Genomic DNA, 20,271 nt, shown 5'->3' on the forward strand with positions numbered 1-20,271 from the left:
CCTTCGCGCGGATCAGTGCCTGTCTGGCAAATCAAAAGCGGGTAAATCGAAAGTGATGCCCGGCGACAAGGTAGCAGGCAGCGTCAGGCTTTCGCTTTCCAGTGATGCCATTGGCCAAGCACAATAATCAGCGGCGTAAAATGCACTTGGTCGATGGTTGCCGGATGCGCCGACCCCACCAAAGGGCGCAGCACTTGAGGCTCCCGTCAGCGGTTTGTTCCAGTTAACAATCCCCGCGCGGGCTTCCAACAGCAGTTGTTCAAATTGTTGGCGATCGTCAGAAACCAGACCAATGGCTAACCCGAAGCGGGTTTGATTGGCAATGTTTAGCGCTTGAGCAAAATCATCGTAGCGAATGACGCTGACCAGTGGACCGAAATACTCTTCATCGGGAACCCCACTGATGCCGGTGATATCAATAATACCGGGGGTCAAGACCGCACTCTGGCTGTCGGGGCGGGTCATGGCTAATAGAGGTTTTCCGCCTAACTCTATCAACAGTTGTTGTGCTGCAAGCATCTTTTCAGCCGCCTGAGATGAAATTACCGCGCCCATAAAAGGTGCAGGTTGACTGTCCCAGCGGCCAATACGCAGTGCTTTGGCGACGGCGACAAAACGCAGTAAAAAAGCATCGCCTTCAGCGCCCGTTTTCACCAACACGCGGCGAGAACAGGTACAGCGCTGTCCAGCGGAGATAAACGCCGACTGAATCGCGAGATTAACTGCAGCATCACGGTCTGTGACATGCTCAACAATCAGGGCATTGTTGCCGCCCATTTCCAGCGCCAGAATTTTTTCCGGCTGCCCCGCTAATTGACGATGCAAGTGATAGCCCGTATTCGCGCTGCCCGTGAACAATAAACCATCAATATCAGGTTGTGCCGCCAGTGCTTCGCCCGTTTCACGCCCGCCCTGTACTAAATTGAGCACGCCGTCAGGTATACCGGCCAATTGCCACAGTTTGACCGTCTCTTCTGCTGTCATGGGTGTCAATTCACTGGGCTTAAACACCAGAGTATTGCCCGCCAACAGTGCTGGCACGATATGCCCATTGGGTAAATGCCCCGGAAAGTTGTAAGGGCCAAAAACCGCCAAGACACCATGGGGTCGATGACGCAACACCGAAACAGCATCGCCCATCGGAGTCTGGCTGCTGCCCGTTCGGGTTTGATAGGCTTGCAGCGAAATCGCCACTTTGCCGATCATCGCCTGCACTTCCGTCACCGTTTCCCAGTGGGGTTTACTGGTTTCCAAGCTAATGGTGCGCGCCAATTGTTGCTTATGCTGCTCAAGTAAGGCGGCAAAACGTTGCACGACAGCCACCCGCTGTTCCAGCGGCGCACGCGCCCAAGCAGGGAAAGCGCCCCGTGCGGCGTGACAAGCTGCCGCCACATCCTGATGGTCAGCGGCCTGCCCTTGCCACAAGAGTTGCTGATCCATGGGGTCATGTTTGTCGAAATGGGCACCTTTGCCAGTGCGCCATTCACCCTGAATAAACAGTGCAGGATGGGTCATTTTTTTATCTCCGGAGCAAAGAGGCTCACTATCCGAACCGAATCACCCGCAGCGACACCCAGTGCGGCGGCATGTGGGGTGGTTAAATGCAACCATTCATCTGATAGATGAGTGTGAATCAATATTGAGCGGAAATGTTGATAGTGATCATTCGCCACTAAATAGGCGGTGCCACTTGGATCAACATCGATATCATCGATAACCACTTTTCGCCTGCTGCTGTCCCGCACTGCGCGCACTTCATCCGTGTTGGCTTCCAGTGTCGGGCCGCCATCAAAGATATCCACATAGCCTTGATATTGTAGCCCTTCGGTCTCCAGTACCGCCCGTGCGGGTGCAGTGTGTGGATGAACTTGCCCGATCACTGCCCGCGCCTCCTCTGCCAGAAAATCCACATACAGCGGGTGCTTGGGCATTAATTCAGCAATAAAGGCTTTTTGCCCTGTTCCACTGAGGTAATCGGCTTTGGCGAACTCAATCGCGAAGAAGTGACGACCCACATTCTCCCAAAATGGCGAGCGGCCCTGTTCATCCGTAAAGCCCCGCATCTCGGCAATGACTTTGCGGGAGAAGTATTGACGAAATGCCGCAATAAAGAGAAAACGCACTTTTGATAAGAAGGGGCCGTTTTTATTGATACGATATTCAGGATCAAGAAACAGCGTGCACAGTTCGCTATACCCCGTGTGGTCATTGCTGAGAAACAGGGTCGGGACAGATTTGTACACATTCAGCGTTTTGGAGGCGTGCACCAGCGTCCCGACGCGGAAGTTGTACCAAGGATCATTCAATCCGACCGCCACTTCAATGGCACTGACACCCACCACTTTCTCTCGTTCACTGTCTTCCAAAACGAACAGGTAGCCCTGTTCGCCCGCTGTCAAAGAACCTTGCCAGGTATTTATCGCGCGCTCAATACGTGCCGCGAGATGTGCCTCATTTTGTGGCAGTGAAGTCATGCCAACGCCAGTTTTTCCAGCCAACTCAAGGATATCGGCCAAATCTCGGCGCTCTACCGGGCGAATGATCATCATATTCAAGGTCCTTGCTGACTGCATAAATGTTACGACTTAGCCTTTCGACACACCTGTTCAATCCCCAGTGCAAGTCGGGCCAAACCATCCTTAATATCTTGTCGAGAAATAATCAGTGATGGCGCAAAACGCACCACATCAGGGCCAGCAATGAGCGCAATAAGCCCATGCTCAGCGGCAGCCTGAATAATCTCTTTGGATTTACCGGCATAATCACTGTTGAGCGCACAGCCAATCAGTAGCCCGCGCCCACGTATTTCAGCGAAGACTTTGTAGCGGGCATTGATTTCAGCCAACCCATCCAAGAACCACTGGTGTCGCTCTTTCACGCCCGCAAGCACCGCAGGGGTGTTGATCAGTGACAAAACGGTACCGGCCACGGCGCAAGCCAGTGGGTTACCGCCGTAGGTGGTGCCATGGCTGCCGACATTCAGTGCGCTGGCAAATTGCGTGGTGGTTAGCATCGCAGCAATCGGGAAGCCACCGCCTAAGGCTTTAGCACTGGTCAGGACATCCGGTGTCACGCCGTAATGCATGTAGGCGTAGAGCTCTCCAGTGCGGCCGACCCCAGTCTGTACTTCATCAAAAATCAGCAATGCATTATGGCGATCGCATAAGGCGCGCAAGCCGTGCAGAAACTCGCGATCCGCTGGCAATACTCCGCCTTCACCTTGAATTGGCTCGACAATCACTGCACAGGTTTGGTCGGTGATCAGTGCTTCAGCAGAGGCCAGATCATTGAAAATGCCGTGACTGATGCCCCCCGGCAGCGGCGCAAAATCCTGCGAGTATTTAGGCTGCCCACCCGCAGACACGGTAAACAGGGTGCGGCCATGAAATGCATTTCTAAACGCCACAATCTGGTTTTTCTCTCCCTGCAGGCCCGGCTTATTGGCAAAGTTATCCAGCGCATATTTTCGCGCCAATTTTAGCGCCGCCTCATTGGCCTCAGCCCCTGAGTTGCAGAAGAAAACTTTCTCCGCAAAGGTCGCATCGATCAGTTGTTTCGCCAGTCGCAGCACCGGTTCGTTGGTATAACCGTTGCCCAAATGCCACACTTTATCCGCTTGCTCAATCAGTGCAGCCTTAACCGCCGGATGCCCATGTCCCAAGGCATTGACGGCAATACCGCCCGCAAAGTCGATATACGATTTGCCCTGCTGATCCCACAGTGTCGCCCCCTCTCCCCGCACGATAATAAAATCTGCTGGTGCATAGGTTGGGACGATCCATTCATCAAAAGACTGTCGGGTAACCGGGATTGGCTGTTCCATAGTGGCCTCTTTAATCAGCGTAAATATTGGGTTGAGAGAGATCCCATTTGGTTTAGTGATGCCATCCAACAGAAATCTCTTATTCTGATAACAATAAATAATGAAATATATTCACCTGATATAAAGTGTACAGCAGCATTCGTGCCACACCATATGCAATGTGAATAAAATGTATAAATTCCATTAAAACAAGAATTTAAATTGCATAATTATGCAGAATACCCGCATTCATACTGTACTACAGTCACTTAACTGGCTAATAATGTGGGCTTGTAGAGCAATTATATGCATTTGTTATCAATTTTGATTTTTGCTCTGTCAGATCACAGTTTAGCAACATATAAATAACAACAGCGGTTCCTGTTGCCCTACAAATGAGCACTGAATGCTTCAATTGAGTGCATTTCTACTGCGTGAAAAAAGGGGCTGGCGGCAAGAAATAAGCGAGTTATGCATCATAACGGGGGTGAAATGACCGCCATATCGCTAGCATATAATGCTGCTTTGGCCCCACTTCTGGAGCCATTTGATTCGTGAATTGATTTGAATTGAGCCATTGAGGTGAGAGGGCTAGCGGAAGCGACTGTTATAGGTGTCGTGGCTCAGTTGGTGAATCAATTGCGCCAAAATTTGGATCGCCTTTTGGCTCTGCTCTGACCAAGCAAAAGAGGCATTGAGTCGAAAGCAGTGATCAAACTGATTACCGGTGGTGAACATCCGGCCGGGGGCAATACTGACGCCCTGCGACAGTGCACGCCGATAGAGTTCGCTGGCATTAAAGGGGGGTTCTAGTTCCAGCCACAAAAAATACCCTCCCGCTGGATGGCTGATTTTGACATTTTTCGGAAAATGCTCGACCACCGCCTGCCGCAGTGCGTTTAGCCGCTGCTCCATTAAGCGGCGTAAGCGGCGAAGATGGGTATCATAGCCGCCTTGAGTGAGATAATCCGCAATCGCCAACTGGGTCGGGACACTGGCCGAAACGGTACTCATCAGTTGCAAATGTTGAATCCGCTGCGCATGTTCACCAGCGGCGACCCACCCCACACGGAAACCCGGTGCCAGACACTTTGAAAATGAGGAGCAGTGCAGAATCTGCCGATGTTGATCGAGTGCTTTGGCAGGCAGCGGGCGCTCGGCACCAAAGTACAATTCGCCATAAACATCATCTTCAATCAACGAAATATTGTTCTGTTGCAACAGCGCCACCAGCCGTTTTTTCTGCGGCCATGACATGGTGCACCCCAAAGGATTCTGAAAATGGGTCATTAACCAGCAGGCTTTAATCGGGTATTGCGTGATGACCTGCTCAAGGGCATCCAGATCCATGCCATGCTGCGGGTGCGTGGTGATGAAAATGGCTTTTAATCGTAACCGCTCAATGGCCTGTAGTGCGCCATAAAAGGCCGGCGACTCTAGCACCACCCAATCGCCGGGCTGAGTGACGGCTTGCAAACTCAAGCTCAGTGACTCCATCGCCCCAGCAGTAATCACAATCTCCTCGGGTGAAACATTCATTCCACTGGCGGCATAACGCTGGGCGATATTGCGCCGTAAACTCTCATTCCCCGGCGGTAAATTGGTCACCGAGCTTTGTGGTGATATTTTGCGGGCCACACTGGCCAGTGAGCGGGATAAGCGGGGTTGCAGCAAGAGACTCGGATCAGGAAATGCCGAACCAAAGGGCATAATTGCCGGATCTTTACCTGCTTGTAGTACATCAAAAATAAAAGCATTAATGTCTACTTGCTCATCCAGATGCAGTTTTTTCCCGCGCTGAGGCTGCGGCAGTTGTGTCGGACGCGAGGCCACATAGTAGCCCGATTGCGGACGGGCGACGATCCACCCCTGACTTTCCAGTAGCTGATATGACTGCACCACCGTCATTAAGCTGAGTCCTGATTGCTTACAACTTTCTCGCAGCGACGGCAGCTTGTCACCCGCCTGCCAGACCTTAGATTCTATTTGCGCCCGGATTTGCTGCGCTAACTGTTCATATCGAGTCATAGACCAACTGTTATAGGTAATATTGAATTAATTGTCACTATTATAGCTACTTTAACTTATGGTTAACTAACTGCCAAGTTTGCACCCTGAAATAATCGCCTGTGGCTCGCCGCAGTGGGTTGATTCATTTTATCGATTGATGAGGCAGTACCATGTTTGCAGCGAGGTCACTATGTTTGGCTTAACCGCTCTCGAGTTGGCCAGAATCCAATTCGCTTTCACTATTTCGTTCCATATCATCTTCCCCGCCATCACTATCGGGTTAGCCAGTTTTCTGGCGGTATTGGAGGGTTTATGGTTAAAAACCAAAAATGAGGATTATCGCGATCTCTACCATTTTTGGTCGAAAATCTTTGCCGTCAACTTTGGTATGGGGGTGGTTTCCGGTCTCGTCATGGCCTACCAATTCGGCACTAACTGGAGCTTTTTCTCCGAATTTGCTGGCAGTATCACTGGCCCCTTGCTGACCTATGAAGTCCTGACCGCGTTCTTCCTCGAGGCGGGCTTTTTGGGGGTGATGCTGTTTGGTTGGAATCGCGTTGGCCCCGGTTTGCACTTCTTTGCAACCTGCATGGTGGCGCTCGGCACTCTGATGTCCACCTTTTGGATTCTCGCCTCTAATAGCTGGATGCAGACCCCCCAAGGTTTTGAGGTTATCAATGGGCAAGTGGTGCCCGTTGACTGGCTGAAGGTGATCTTCAACCCCTCCTTCCCTTATCGGCTGCTGCATATGTCAACCGCCGCATTCTTAGCTTCAGCTTTCTTTGTTGGAGCCTCCGCCGCCTGGCATTTATTACGCAAGCGCGATACCCCGGTAATGCGGAAAATGCTGTCGATGGCGATGTGGATGGCCTTGATTGTCGCCCCGCTACAAGCGGTGATTGGCGATGCCCATGGCCTGAATACTTTGGAGTATCAACCGGCTAAAATTGCCGCCATTGAGGGGCATTGGGAGAATAAGCCCGGTGAAGCCACGCCGTTGATTCTGTTCGGCTGGCCGGATATGAAGCAGGAGAAAACCCATTTCGCGGTGGAGATTCCCTATTTAGGTAGCCTGATCCTGACCCACAGTTTGGAGAAACAGATCCCGGCGTTGAAATCTTTCCCACCGGAGGATCGGCCAAACTCCACCATCGTGTTCTGGTCATTCCGCATCATGGTCGGGTTGGGTATGTTGATGATTTTGGCCGGATTTTGGAGTTTATGGCTCCGCTGGCGTGGCGGTTTGTATCAGTCGCGCCCGTTCCTCTATTTCGTGTTGTGGATGGGGCCATCGGGGCTGATTGCGATTCTGGCCGGTTGGTTTACCACCGAAGTGGGCCGCCAGCCGTGGATTGTTTATGGCTTACAACGCACTCGCGATGCGGTGTCGTCTCATGGCGAGATGCATATGAGCATCAGTTTACTGGTATTCATTGTGGTTTATGGTTCGGTGTTTGGTGTGGGCTACGCCTATATGATGCGGCTGATTCGCCAAGGGCCAAAAGCCCACGAAGATAGCCAGCCAGAGCAAGGCGGCCCCGGCCAACACAAGACGCCTGCACGACCACTCTCCGCCGTCAGTGAGCCATTTGATACTGACCACAATCTTTCGCCGACTGACAATAATCACCACAGGAGCTAATGATGGGTGTTGATCTTCCACTGATTTGGTTTGTCATCATTGTATTCAGCACCATGATGTATGTGGTGATGGATGGCTTCGATTTAGGGATTGGCATCCTGTTTCCGCTGGTCAAAAACAGCCGCGACCGGGATTTGATGATGAACAGCGTGGCCCCGGTTTGGGATGGCAACGAAACTTGGTTGGTACTGGGCGGCGCGGCTTTATTGGGCGCTTTCCCACTCGCCTATGCCGTGATTTTGGATGCACTGGCGATCCCGCTGACCCTGATGCTGTTGGGGTTAATTTTTCGCGGCGTGGCCTTTGAATTCCGCTTTAAAGCCAGCCCGGAAAAACAGCATATCTGGGATAAAGCGTTTATTGGCGGTTCGCTGGTTGCCACCTTTACACAGGGCATGGTGGTCGGAGCCTTTATTCATGGTTTCCCGGTGACTGGCCGCAGCTACAGCGGTGGGCCATTTGACTGGTTTACCCCCTTTGCCCTGTTTTGTGGCCTCGGGTTAGTGACGGCCTATGCCCTGCTCGGCTGCACTTGGTTGATTATGAAAACCGAAGGTCATGTGCAGCAGGTAATGCATAAGCTGGCGACCCCCCTCACCGTCGCGATGTTGCTGATTATTGCCGTCATTAGTCTCTGGACGCCGTTGGCACACCCCCAAATTGCGGCGCGTTGGTTCAGCTTGCCCAATCTGTTCTGGTTTATGCCGGTGCCACTCTTAGTGTTATTGGCCAGTTGGGCCTTGCTGCGCGCCGTCAACCGCGGGGGCCATTATGCCCCCTTCCTGCTGACGCTACTATTGGTATTCCTTGGCTATAGCGGCTTGGGGATCAGTATCTGGCCTTATCTGATTCCGCCCGCCATTACCTTGTGGCAAGCGGCAGCTCCCCCGCAGAGCTTAGGATTTATGCTGGTGGGCGCGCTGTTTATTATCCCCATCATTCTGGTTTATACCTTCTGGAGCTACTATGTATTCCGTGGGAAAATCAATCACGAACAGGGCTATCATTGAATGATTAAATCACCATCACCTTCCCCATCAACTGAGCCGATAAAATCACCTTGGTGGAAGCGCGTCGGCTGGATGCTGATTATCTGGTGCGGTAGCGTACTGGCGCTATTAGCGGTGTCCATGCTGTTCCGTATGATGATGACGGCGGCCGGGATGAAATCCCATTAGCGCTAACATTCCCAGATTAAAACCGTTAAAGTTGCAGGCTTATTTGATCAGGAATCCCACTTTATGAAACGTTACCTTATCCCACTGGTGAATCAGATCTCATTGCTGATGATACTGCTGGGGATGCTGGGGTTGGCGGGCATGACGATTTCGTCGTGGATGGCGCAAAGCATTCAGGGTAATGCCCACGCCATTAATAAAGCGGGTTCACTGCGGATGCAAAGTTATCGGCTGCTCTCAATGGTGCCACTGGATGATCGCGATTTGCCTTATTTGGTGGCACTGGAGCAGGACAAAACCAGCAGTGATTTACAGCAAGCGCTCAAGCGGGAGGGCTTAACCAACCAGTACCTGCAAATCGAGCGCTACTGGCAAGAGACACTCAAACCTCAACTGCTAGAAGCCAAACACCCCGACGAAGTGGCGGCTCGTGTGGCTGACTTTGTTCACCAGCTTGACGCGCTGGTACTCGCCATTGACCATAAAACCGAGCAGCGTCTGTTGCTGGTGACCCTAATTCAGTTGGTCTTCATCATCCTAACTCTGGGACTGCTGTTAGCCACTATCTACTATCTGCGTCGCCGTTTGTTGCGCCCATGGTTACAATTAATCTCCATGGCGAACGCGATTGGGCGCGGTGATTTTAGCAAGCGCTACACCTTATCCAATCAACGTGACGAGATGGGCATGTTGGGGACGGCATTGAATCGAATGTCGCAGGAACTGTCGTTGATCTACAGTGATTTGGAGCAGAGAGTCGAGCAGAAGACCACTGATTTACAACAGAAAAATCAAGTATTGGCCTTTCTGTATCACAGCAGCCGCCAGCTACATACCCATCAACCGCTGAGTGAGCGGCTGGTGCCGGTGATTGATCAGTTGCAAGCCCTGACACCGCTGGAAAACGTGCAGATCTGTTTGTACGGCAATCATCTTTATCGTACACACCTCTCGGATAATATGGATGGTGAATATTTGCCGCCACAAAATAGCCCAACGCGATCTGCGGTCTCAAAACAGTTAACCATCAGCAGCGGGTTTAGCAGTGTCACTCAGGCGACATCACGGGAATCTCTGAGTTGGAGCCTGAGTGATAAGCTCGGCCAATATGGACTATTGCTGGCGAAGTTACCCACGGATAAACCGCTCAATTCAGATCAACAGCAGTTGGTTAACATGTTGGTCGAGCAGCTCACCAGTACCTTAGCGCTGGAGAGCCAAGCCCGACATCAGCAGCAATTACTGTTGATGGAGGAACGCTCCTCCATTGCACGCGAGCTGCACGACTCCATTGCACAATCCCTCTCTTGCCTGAAGATACAGGTGAGTTGCTTGCAGATGCAGACACCTGATTTGCCTGCCCCGAGCCAATTATTGGTACAGCAAATGCGCGATGAACTTAACATCGCCTATCGCCAGTTACGTGAACTGCTAACCACCTTCCGCTTGAAGCTCAATGCTGCAACCTTACAAGCGGCACTCCAGACGCTAGTCAATGAGTTCAGCGAACGAGCCAATGTGCCAATAACACTCGATTTTAACTTAGCCTCGGATGCGGTGCCTGACTATCAAGCTATTCATATGGTCAATATCGCCCGTGAGGCGCTGAACAATATCTATAAACATGCCCATGCCAGCAAGGCCGAGGTCAAAGTCATGGCGGATCAAGGCGAGGTTGTAATGTCCATCATCGATAATGGCTGTGGGATTGGGCAAGCCAGTGAGCGACCTAATCATTACGGCCTGATCATTATGCAGGACAGGGCCACCAGCTTGGGTGGGCAGTGCGATATTCGTCAGCGAGAAGAGGGAGGGACAGAAGTGCGGGTGCGATTTAGCCCGGACAATGATGACCTTGACTGACGTTTTGTGCCAAACCGCCAGTCAGCGCCGCGCCCTTTATCGGCTAAATTTGGTAATCGATCACCCCTTCTTCTGTTGCCTCGGCCAGCACTTTCTCTTTGATATCATGCAGGGAGAGTGTTGGATTACAGAGCTGAATAAAGAACCAGATAAAGTTACGTTGTAACTGACCGCGTTTTAACCCCAACCAAACCGTGTTGGCATCAAATAAGTGCTCGGCATTCAGTCGTACCAGCCCCTTATCACGATGTGCTTCATAGGACATATCTGCCAGAATCCCCACCCCCATACCCAACTCGACATAGGTCTTAATCACATCAGAATCTTGCGCGCTGAGTGCGATATCCGGTGTTAAGCCTGCATTTTTAAAGGCATTATCTAAACGCGAACGGCCCGTAATCCCCTGACGATAGGTAATTAATGGCAAGGTGCTTAGCGTCTCCAGTGTGATATTGGGTTCTTGAGTTAACGGGTGATTCTCTGGCACCACAATGGCGTGATGCCAGCGATAATAGGGAAATGCTGCGATGGACTCATCACTCATTAATAGCTCGGTAGCAATACCGATATCAGCTTCACCGGAGTGAAGCATGGCGGCAATCTCCTGTGGATTACCCTGACTGATCACCAACTTAACCTGCGGATAGAGCAAGCGAAACTCTTTAATCACCCGAGGCAAACTGTAGCGTGCTTGCGTATGGGTGGTGGCAATATGCAACTGACCGCTATCATTACTGCTGAATACATCGGCCAGGCGGCGAATTTGATTGGCGTCATTTAACATGCGCTCCGCCACCGTCAGTAACTCTTTCCCCGGTTCTGTCATCCCCAATAAGCGCTTACCCCGACGAATAAATATCTCAATCCCCAACTCCTCTTCCAGCTCGCGGATATGCCGACTGACACCCGACTGTGAGGTGAATAAAGTATTCGCCACCTCCGTGAGGTTATAATTGCAACGGGCTGATTCCCGAATAATTTTAAGCTGCTGGAAATTCACACCGCCACCCCAAACTTTATTTTCTAAGATGGAAACAGTGATACGGCGGAACAGAGCCGTTCGCAAATATGAAAAAAATGTTTCTTATGCGTTTTAACACTAAGCAAAGCCATTAATGCAGGATCGGCATTTCACCCAACCGCACTTTCTATCAATACAAATAATTATCATTAACATTGGTTGGTGTTATAGTTTATGTCTCTATAAGCCACGATCTCTGCTGGCTGACGATAAAAAATAAAATGCCACGACAAGATGAAGAAGGAACCACTGTGACCACCGAATCCACCCGCACAAAGCCCAAATCTCGTCCCACCCCACCCCGCTTGGTTCAGGTAAAAAAAGTTGTCAACACCTCACCCCATTTGCGCCGAATCACTTTCCATAGCCCCACATTAGAGAATTACCCATCAGATTGCGGCGGTGCGCATTTGAAAGTGTTCCTGCCTTTAGCGGGCCAAACACAGCCGGAATTGCCGATACTCGGCGAGAAAGGCCCGGTGTGGCCAGCAGCGGACGTGCGCCCGATTGTTCGTACTTATTCCGTGCGCGCTGTTCGCCCAGAATTGGGTGAGATAGATATTGAGTTCGCCATACATGAGCACAGTGGTCCGGCGGTGAATTTTGCCCGCAATGCCAAGCTGGGTGACTGGTTGGGGATCACTAATCCCGGCGGGCCTGAAACCCTGCTGCCGGTGGCAACTTACCGCTATCTGGTTGGCGACCCCTCTTCACTGCCAGCCATTGCGGCACTGCTGGAATCCCTGCCTGCCACTGCGGAAGGCCATGCCATTATTCGGGTGGATACGCCCCAAGATGTCTTGGACCTGATCAAGCCAGCCGGTGTTGAACTCAGTTGGGTCATTGGCGGTACAGATAAAACCAAGGAGGTGATCACCCAATTCTGCGCCCTAAATTTGTCGATGGAAGAGTCGGCTTTTTGGATCGCGGGTGAGGACAGCATGGTGGTGCAGTTGCGCCGATATCTACGCCGTGAAAAAGGGTGTGAGCGCCAACAGCTCTATGCCATTCCTTACTGGCGTGAAGGGCTGAATGAAGAGGACTATCATCAGAAGCGCCATGAAGTTATGGATAACCTTGACGACTAGGCTCCATTAATACCTATTAAATCAATGGACATCACTCTGGAATGTCCATTTTTCTTGCCTTTTTTTCACTCTACCCAGTTAAAACCTTGTAAATTTTCTGCGACAATTCCCTGTTATTTGTTAGTCTTAAGGCTACTTAGCCTGCAATACGGCGCTTAATTCTCGTTAAATGGCTGTAATGCCTGTTTAACACAGTAAAGTTATTAGGAGCGTTCTCAAAATGAAGTCGCAAAATGATCCTGGCCGATCTAAATCACGCCATCACGAATACTCCCTTATCCTGCCCATTATTGCGCTGGTTATTCTTAATCTCTGGGGAGATACCAGCAATTTCGCCGCCATTATCATTATCAATCTGATTGCATTGGTGGGGATTCTGAGCAGTGCTTTTAGCGTGGTTCGCCATGCAGACGTGTTAGCACACCGTTTAGGTGAACCTTATGGTTCTCTTATTCTCAGCTTGTCAGTGGTGGTACTTGAGGTCAGCCTGATCTCGGCGATGATGGCCACTGGCGATGCTGCTCCAGCCCTGATGCGCGATACGCTCTACTCCATCATCATGATTGTTATTGGTGGGTTGGTGGGCGTCTCCCTGCTGCTGGGTGGCCGTAAATTTGCGACCCAACACGTTAATTTGGTCGGCATCAAACAATATCTGATGGCTATCTTTCCACTGGCGATCATTGTTTTGGTGTTACCCAGCACCCTGCCCGGCGGTAACTTTAGTGTGGCGCAGTCATTAGTCGTCGCAGCAATTTCGGCGGCGATGTATGGTGTTTTCCTGCTGATTCAAACCAAAACGCATCAAAGTCTGTTTGTCTATGAACACGAAGACGAAGGTGATGACCCAAGTGACCCACACGGTAAACCGTCGTCTCACAGCAGCCTGTGGCATACATTATGGTTATTGGTTCATCTGGTGGCAGTGATTGCCGTCACCAAATTTGATGCTAATCCACTGGAAGCCTTGCTGACCGAGCTGAATGCGCCAGCTAAATTTACTGGCTTCCTGATCGCCCTGTTGATCCTCTCCCCTGAAGGGCTGGGTGCCTTAAAAGCGGTGTTGGCAAATCAGGTGCAGCGGGCCATGAACCTGTTCTTCGGTTCCGTGCTGGCGACCATTTCACTGACTGTGCCAGCCGTGACATTGATCGCGGTACTGACTGGGCAGGAGTTGAACTTTGGTCTGGAAGCGCCGCATATCGTGGTGATGGTGAGCGTCTTGATTCTGTCGCAGATCTCATTCTCCACCGGCAGAACCAACGTACTGAATGGCACCGCCCACTTGGCGCTGTTTGCCGCTTATATGATGACGATTATGCTGTAGCGGCTTTGTAGCGGCAGTTCTCTCGACGCCATTGGCGTCACAGATAAGCAAAGGGCAAGTGCGATAAGCACTTGCCCTTTCTTATGGGGTCATCCATTCATAACTTTGCGTTATGAATAGGCATTCAAAGTATGTTGGCATAGCGCTGAGCGGACACAGTCCTGTTTGTCAAAGCGGATGATGCCAATCATTTCATCCTCAGCGAAACGCTCCAGCGCATCACTAAGACCCGATTTCACGCCACGCGGAAGGTCGCATTGGGTGATATCGCCATTAACGATAACCGTGACATTTTCACCGAGACGGGTCAGAAACATCTTCATTTGGCTGGCGGTCACGTTTTGTGCCTCATCGAGGATCACCACCGCATTTTCGAAGGTACGCCCACGCATATATGCGAATGGCGCAATTTCCACTTTACCGATTTCTGGACGCAGACAATATTGCAAGAAAGAGGAGCCGAGTCGGCGCAGTAGGATGTCATACACCGGGCGGAAGTATGGCGCAAATTTCTCCGAGATATCACCGGGCAGGAAGCCCAAATCTTCATCTGCCTGTAACACTGGCCGCGTCACAATGATCCGATCAACTTCTTTGTGAATGAGGGCTTCAGCCGCTTTGGCCGCGCTGATAAAGGTTTTACCACACCCCGCTTCGCCGGTCGCGAAGATGAGCAGTTTACTGTCTATGGCTGATAAGTAATGACCTTGAGCTTCCGTACGCGCCTGAATAACGGAGGTATCACGGCTATCCCGTGCCATACCTATTGATTCAACACCGCCCATTTGCACTAACGATGTCACGTTCTCTTCCTCACGCTGACGATGACTACGTGAATCACGTCTAATGACGCGTTTCGCTTCACGACGAGCTTTGATCACTGCTTTCTGTCTTCCCATAGTGGCACCTTACAGTTTGTTTCACCTACCGCAGCAGAAATTGCCTACGCGATTATGTTTCACATACGGATGAGGTTTTGGCTTCCTTCGCAGCCAATAATAGCCAATGAAAAATGCGAATAACGTAAACACTTAAGCAGCCTAAAGGCTCGAGTGAAAACAATATCGCAAGGGAGGGTGTTACAGGAGATAAATAGTGGAAGCAATAACGTTGGAGATAATAAATCAGAGGTAGAGACTGACAGCACTGCTAGAAATTGAGAGTCGGAGGGGGAGCCCTCGTCACAACGAGTTGCTTGAGTAAAACTTTGGTCTTGTCTTAACAGCCCAATCATGGACTCTACCATTAGCGATCCCCGCAGTGATAAACAACAGCCTAAGCTATGCACCGTGTGAAAAATACCGCCAGATGATTACAGTATAATGACACTCTTAACTTTCGCGATATTAAAATGCAAAAAATATATTATTTTTTATTTGTTCGTTTTTTACTCTAATCATTTTTCGGATCGCGCTATACTATTTAGCCCCGCTTTACGTCCTGCATTAATCTTGTACTCTTATTTCGCCCTTACTTTTTTTATCTCTACGTTAAGCAAAGGCGAAACTCAATAATCAGCAGGTAATACAAGGGGATAATATTAACGATAATGACCCCGACTATCACTAGCGGCTGATTCTTAAATCCTGTAAACGTGTTTTTTGCTTGCCTTGACTATCAAAGTTTTCCATAGCCAGCCAATCATTAAATGCCTGCTTAATTAATGGCCACTCGCGGTCAGTGATGGAATACCAATTAGTATCTCTATTCCGCCCTTTGGTCACGATAGCCTGACGGAATTGCCCTTCAAATTGGAAACCAAAGCGAGATGCAGCCGAGTTTGACGGCTCATTCAATGAATCACATTTCCACTCACAGCGACGATAACCTAATTTGTCAAAGACGTAATGCAAGAGCAAATAGATGGCCTCAGTGCCCGCTGAGTTGCGCTTTAATCGTGGCGACCAATTAACGGAGCCTATCTCGATGACACCATTTTTCTCATCAATTCGCTGTAAGCCAACCGTCCCCAACGCCAAGCCCGTTTGGGCATCAACCACCGTATAGTGGAAAGCCTCATCACTATTAATTAAGGTTTGCAAATATTGATGAAAATCGATCTCACTTTCCGGGCGTTCACAATAAAAATAGGTCCAGTCATGTGTATCTTTAACCATGTGGTACGCCTGATATAAGCACGCTTCATGTTTATCTGCATCGACTGGGGCGAGATAACAAAAATGGCCCGGCAAAATTTCCCGCTGCGGCAACAATGCGGCTTGCCAATTCAATAATGCAGCTCCGATAGTTTGTCCAAAATGATTTTGATTCACTGTATGCTCCCTTTTTAATTCAACTGCCAGAGGAATACCTGTTATGACGAAACGCGATCATGACTTCACACTATAATTTCAGCTAAATCATAGCAATATATATAAGGAGAGGTAATACAAGAAAGTGGAGTTTTGCGGGGTTAATCTCAGAGGCGGGCCTAAAATTACAGCGGGTATCCCTGAATACTTGAAATAAGCACTAAACAGCCACTTATGTCCAAATATTCAGAGATTATCGCCCATCACCCTCGGCGTAAATTGACGACTGGTGCGACTGATGGGAGTTGTAGTCCCTCTTTGACGTCCAGTAATTGCCCATGCTCATCGTTGTATAACGTGAGACAGGAGCCGGCTTTCAGTTGGGCCACCATCTCGCCCGAAATATCCATACTACTCGCCAGCTCATCGTCGTTCAGATGTGGCCTGTGACCACGGCGCTCAACCTGAAAACGGACCTGATTGTATTTGGCCCAGATAATGATGACCACTGCATTGAAGAGCGCAATAGCCGCATACAAGGCGAGCGTGGTCAAGCCACTGAGGATATAGAGCCTGAACGGAATCGGCCCCATGTTCGGCGCCCTGTCGATCATGTCCAGAAATCCTTTCACAAACAAAAAGATAAAACCGAACCAAGCCAAGGCAGTGATAATAATATCGATCCAGCGGGGTATCAGCCGCTGCTCAGTATGAATCAGAGGTTCATTCATGGTTTAACTCTCCCGATTCCGCGGTCTGGGCTCACCCAACGCGCACGTTTACGCTTGGTGTTGAGCATGACTTTGGGGAACGCAACCACGGTGGTAAACAAACTCAGCATCCAGTAGACCATCGGATACCATATAATCCAGAACAGTGAACTACCCAGTTTAGGCTCATAGCGCCGCTCAATCACCAAACTGATAGCAAACTGCATCAGACAGGTCAGGGCCAATACCATCCCGGTAAAGGCAGGCGGGAAGACCGTTTGTACATGAATTCCCGGCGGCAGTGTAATCACCAACCCCAGCAGGAATAAAACGATACTGAACAGATAAGTAAACGCCCAAGTGATCGACAGCGAGTACTCAAGGAACAACAGCCACATCCTGCGATTGCGCCAGCGCCACAGTTTGAACATGTTCTTCAGGAAAACTTCGGCCCCGCCCTGCGCCCAGCGCAGGCGCTGTTTCCACAAGCCACCGAGGGTTTCTGGCATCAAAATCCAGCACAAACCACGCGGCTCAAAGAATACCGACCAGTGTCTAACCTGTAATTTCCAGCTAATATCAATATCTTCCGTGATCATGTCTGGGCTCCAGTAGCCCACATCGGCTAACGCTCTGCGGCGGAAAGCGGCCACCACACCAGACACAGTGAAAACTTGACCATAGACGCGTTGCGTCCGCTTAATCAGCCCGATAATTGAGGAGAACTCCCCAACCTGAACACGACCAATCAAGGTTGAGCGTGTGCGGATACGTGGGTTGCCGGTGACAGCCCCCGTGCGCGGGTTGGCAATCAGTGGTGCGACCAGATAAGGCACCGCTTTTTTGTCCAGCAAAGCATCACCATCAATGCACACCAGATATTCACTGCGTGCCGCCGCTGCCCCCATGCGCAGGGCAATGGCTTTACCCTGATTATGGGCCAGATGAATCACTCGCAGACGAGAGTCTTCCTCCAGTAATGAATCCAGCACTTGCGCGGTATCATCGCTGGAGCCATCGTTAATGGCGATCACTTCAATATTGGTGTAGGTCTGTGCCAATGCTGCGTGAATGGTTTCCCGTGCATTCAACCCCTCGTTAAAACAAGGGATTAAAATCGACACCAGCGGATTACCTTTCAACTCAGGCGGTGGCACATCATCGCCCCACGGCCAGTGTCTCTCCCGGCGTAGCCAGAAATAGACCCCGCCGGTTATCCAGATACCGGACATAAAGAGCGGATAGAAGAAAACAAAATTCAGCAACACGTCGCCAGTAAAGAGCAAGATCATTCCCGCAGGGATGCTCAGTACCAAGCATAGGATGAGTAATGCAATAATTCTATCGATCATATAAAGGATACCAGGCAGAAGATAGCACAGGGCGGACATCTTTTAGCGGTGGTTCGCCAGTGATAAAGTTATCCGGATAGTAACCAAAATTTTGCGCGCCGTTTAACTGCAACTGGCGCATCCATCCCGCCAGTATCGGGCCACTAATGGCATTGCTGCCCTCAGGCTTGGTCCAGTCCTTCGATTGCAGTTCAAATACTGTTTTATTCAGTGCTCCTGGCCGCTCAGCAACTTTGTTCACCAGTTGCGATAGCCACTCTTTCGACTCAGATAGCGGCACTTTCTCCATTAATGGCATGGCCATCGGAGCAACCCAGTCATAGTTAGCCAAGAAATCATCAAGATTCTGCGCAAACCATGCTTCACTTTCCGGTTCCAAGATCGGCATAGCGAATATATTACGCGCTGATTTTACTTGCGGGCCACGGACATCACGTACCTGCCGCGTTAACTCATTAGTAAAATCAACCAGATACTTACTCTTATAGCGGGTCCAGCGGGCCATGGTTTCGGGATCGTTGCGGATAGTGACAATCGAACCTGGGAAACCGGCTTTTTCGTAAGCGCGAATAGCATCCGGCGAGGCGTCTTCAAAGTCGGACATCACCGCATCGTCATGATAGAGAATTCCGTCAATTGGCGCGCTATAGGCCATATCGCGATAGATATCGATAATGCGCTGCCGGACTTCGGGGTTAAATGGCGACAGACGGCGATATTGATCCGGATCGATGCTGGTTTTGCCAGTTTTCGGATCAATACGCGTAATCCGTGGCAAAGAGGGGTCCATTTCAAAGGCCAATACGGGCATCCACGCATAGACATCCACATCTGGGCGAGAGGCTAATTGCCATGCCACGCGGTTAAACAAGTCTTGGCGCATCGGTATCCAGCGGTTAGGGAAATAGACCTGCCGGATATTGCCATCCCCTTTTGGGTCAGAAAACGCTTGTAAAAACACGGTAGTGACACGTAAATCAGAGATGCGTTGTACCAGTTTGTCGAGGTTCTCCTTCTCCTGTACGGGGTCTGGATCGTAGAGATAATCCAAATCAACATGCGCCACCCGCATGATTTCCTTTTCCTGTACGGAAGTGATCAACTGGGCAAAGTCTTTCAATGACGGATTATTACTGATTAAGATACGCGGAATATTCATCAGATCATTAACGTTGCCAATGCCCGGCTCCAATGTCATTGCCATTTGGTAGCCGTGTTGACGCAAGATATTGATTACCGTGCCATTCGGCGCACCGTAGGGCCAAACCCAGACCCGAGGGGGTTTCCCCGTGGCTTGAGTAATGCGCTGGGTGATCAACGAAACGTCTTTTTCCATTCGCTGCTTGAATGCCGCTTCAGTTTCATATTTCTTTGTTTTTGGATCGTAGATCAAGTTAGCGGCAGCCGGTTCAGTATTCCCCTGCGGGTTGGCAATCACACCATAATGGGAAGCATAGGTATGTGCGCCGATCTCAATCAGTCGCGATTTAGACATTTCGGCGATCTCTTTCCAGGTCAGGAAACGATCGCGGTCCGTGCTTAACCCCCCAAAATCCACCTTTTTATTGGGTGGCGTATCTATCCAAGTCCCCACAGGGGCCAGCACCGCACTCATATTATTGGCTTCTAACAACGGATAAACACGGGTGTAAAAACTGCTGTAACCATCATCAAAGGTCAGCAAAACCGCTTTATTGGGTAAGGGTGTGCCCCCATTACGGGCGGCCAGAATTTGATCGACAGAAACCACGTTGTAGCGGTTATCCTTCAACCACGCCAGTTGCTCACTTAATGCACTGCTTCTTACCGATAAATAACGTTGGTCGGCTGAATCATCTTCAACATCATGATAAGCAATGACTACGAAGGTATTCTTCTGCCACGGCCTTTCACTCTGCGGTAATGGACGATCGGCCGGTGGAACGAATACGGGTTTTTCTGCATAACACACGGAGGCCAGTAGCGTTATCATTCCTACTACGAGTATCCGGATAAAAAATAGTATCTTCGCCATAGCGCTGATCCC

At 50.3% G+C, this 20,271-nt stretch carries 16 protein-coding genes; 6 read left to right on the top strand and 10 right to left on the bottom strand.

The features are described 5' to 3' along the window. Positions 1 to 12: 12 nt before the first annotated feature. The 4 genes from astD to HRD69_RS16915 all read right to left on the bottom strand — a co-directional run bounded on the left by astD (position 13) and on the right by HRD69_RS16915 (position 5,830). Positions 13 to 1,515, bottom strand: a complete 1,503-nt coding sequence (astD, locus tag HRD69_RS16900) for a succinylglutamate-semialdehyde dehydrogenase (RefSeq protein ID WP_032814772.1) — start codon at positions 1,513 to 1,515, stop codon at positions 13 to 15. Continuing rightward, positions 1,512 to 2,549, bottom strand: a complete 1,038-nt coding sequence (astA, locus tag HRD69_RS16905; RefSeq protein WP_004875647.1) for an arginine N-succinyltransferase — start codon at positions 2,547 to 2,549, stop codon at positions 1,512 to 1,514. Before astA ends, astD begins: the two co-directional genes overlap by 4 nt. A gap of 29 nt (positions 2,550 to 2,578) precedes the next feature. Beyond that, positions 2,579 to 3,823 carry an aspartate aminotransferase family protein gene (locus HRD69_RS16910; protein ID WP_032814770.1) on the bottom strand — a complete coding sequence of 415 codons (1,245 nt, stop codon included), beginning with the start codon at positions 3,821 to 3,823 and terminating at the stop codon, positions 2,579 to 2,581. A gap of 570 nt (positions 3,824 to 4,393) precedes the next feature. Continuing rightward, positions 4,394 to 5,830: an aminotransferase-like domain-containing protein gene (locus HRD69_RS16915; protein ID WP_004875645.1), complete on the bottom strand. Its 1,437-nt coding sequence runs from the start codon at positions 5,828 to 5,830 to the stop codon at positions 4,394 to 4,396. A 172-nt stretch (positions 5,831 to 6,002) separates the two neighbouring features. Here HRD69_RS16915 and HRD69_RS16920 point away from each other — a divergent pair, with 172 nt between their 5' ends. From HRD69_RS16920 to narX, 4 genes are all read left to right on the top strand, one after another. Next, positions 6,003 to 7,454 (top strand): cytochrome ubiquinol oxidase subunit I, encoded by a 1,452-nt coding sequence (locus tag HRD69_RS16920; protein WP_004875644.1) that lies wholly within the window; start codon positions 6,003 to 6,005, stop codon positions 7,452 to 7,454. A 2-nt stretch (positions 7,455 to 7,456) separates the two neighbouring features. Beyond that, the gene (cydB, locus tag HRD69_RS16925) at positions 7,457 to 8,464 is read left to right on the top strand and encodes a cytochrome d ubiquinol oxidase subunit II (RefSeq protein WP_004875643.1); all 1,008 of its coding nucleotides are present in this window, start codon (positions 7,457 to 7,459) and stop codon (positions 8,462 to 8,464) included. Further along, positions 8,465 to 8,632 (top strand): DUF2474 domain-containing protein, encoded by a 168-nt coding sequence (locus tag HRD69_RS16930; protein WP_004875642.1) that lies wholly within the window; start codon positions 8,465 to 8,467, stop codon positions 8,630 to 8,632. A 63-nt stretch (positions 8,633 to 8,695) separates the two neighbouring features. Further along, the gene (narX, locus tag HRD69_RS16935) at positions 8,696 to 10,495 is read left to right on the top strand and encodes a nitrate/nitrite two-component system sensor histidine kinase NarX (protein ID WP_004875641.1); all 1,800 of its coding nucleotides are present in this window, start codon (positions 8,696 to 8,698) and stop codon (positions 10,493 to 10,495) included. Between the two features lie 43 nt (positions 10,496 to 10,538). On the opposite strand, the gene cbl is transcribed toward narX, so the two are convergent. Continuing rightward, positions 10,539 to 11,495, bottom strand: coding sequence for an HTH-type transcriptional regulator Cbl (gene cbl / locus HRD69_RS16940; protein WP_032814784.1), 957 nt, complete (start codon positions 11,493 to 11,495; stop codon positions 10,539 to 10,541). A 272-nt stretch (positions 11,496 to 11,767) separates the two neighbouring features. Between cbl and HRD69_RS16945 the strand changes: the two genes are divergently transcribed. Together HRD69_RS16945 and chaA are read left to right on the top strand one after the other, a co-directional pair. After that, a complete protein-coding gene (locus tag HRD69_RS16945; RefSeq protein WP_032814768.1) occupies positions 11,768 to 12,604 on the top strand; it encodes a siderophore-interacting protein in 837 nt (278 codons plus the stop codon). A gap of 220 nt (positions 12,605 to 12,824) precedes the next feature. After that, complete coding sequence (gene chaA, locus HRD69_RS16950) at positions 12,825 to 13,931, top strand: sodium-potassium/proton antiporter ChaA (protein WP_004875638.1); 1,107 nt, start codon at positions 12,825 to 12,827, stop codon at positions 13,929 to 13,931. Positions 13,932 to 14,041: 110 nt separating this feature from the next. On the opposite strand, the gene phoH is transcribed toward chaA, so the two are convergent. The 5 genes from phoH to pgaB form a co-directional block, all read right to left on the bottom strand. Then, positions 14,042 to 14,830 (bottom strand): phosphate starvation-inducible protein PhoH, encoded by a 789-nt coding sequence (gene phoH / locus HRD69_RS16955; protein WP_032814767.1) that lies wholly within the window; start codon positions 14,828 to 14,830, stop codon positions 14,042 to 14,044. Between the two features lie 666 nt (positions 14,831 to 15,496). Then, the gene (locus HRD69_RS16960; protein WP_004875636.1) at positions 15,497 to 16,204 is read right to left on the bottom strand and encodes a GNAT family N-acetyltransferase; all 708 of its coding nucleotides are present in this window, start codon (positions 16,202 to 16,204) and stop codon (positions 15,497 to 15,499) included. A gap of 242 nt (positions 16,205 to 16,446) precedes the next feature. After that, on the bottom strand, positions 16,447 to 16,914 hold the full coding sequence (gene pgaD / locus HRD69_RS16965; RefSeq protein WP_032814764.1) for a poly-beta-1,6-N-acetyl-D-glucosamine biosynthesis protein PgaD: 468 nt from the start codon (positions 16,912 to 16,914) through the stop codon (positions 16,447 to 16,449). After that, positions 16,911 to 18,245 (bottom strand): poly-beta-1,6-N-acetyl-D-glucosamine synthase, encoded by a 1,335-nt coding sequence (gene pgaC, locus HRD69_RS16970; protein WP_032814763.1) that lies wholly within the window; start codon positions 18,243 to 18,245, stop codon positions 16,911 to 16,913. The genes pgaD and pgaC overlap by 4 nt, the downstream gene beginning before the upstream one ends. Next, positions 18,235 to 20,259 carry a poly-beta-1,6-N-acetyl-D-glucosamine N-deacetylase PgaB gene (gene pgaB / locus HRD69_RS16975; RefSeq protein ID WP_032814762.1) on the bottom strand — a complete coding sequence of 675 codons (2,025 nt, stop codon included), beginning with the start codon at positions 20,257 to 20,259 and terminating at the stop codon, positions 18,235 to 18,237. Before pgaB ends, pgaC begins: the two co-directional genes overlap by 11 nt. Positions 20,260 to 20,271: the final 12 nt, after the last annotated feature.

The sequence above is a fragment of the Yersinia mollaretii ATCC 43969 genome (assembly GCF_013282725.1).
Lineage (GTDB): Bacteria > Pseudomonadota > Gammaproteobacteria > Enterobacterales > Enterobacteriaceae > Yersinia > Yersinia mollaretii.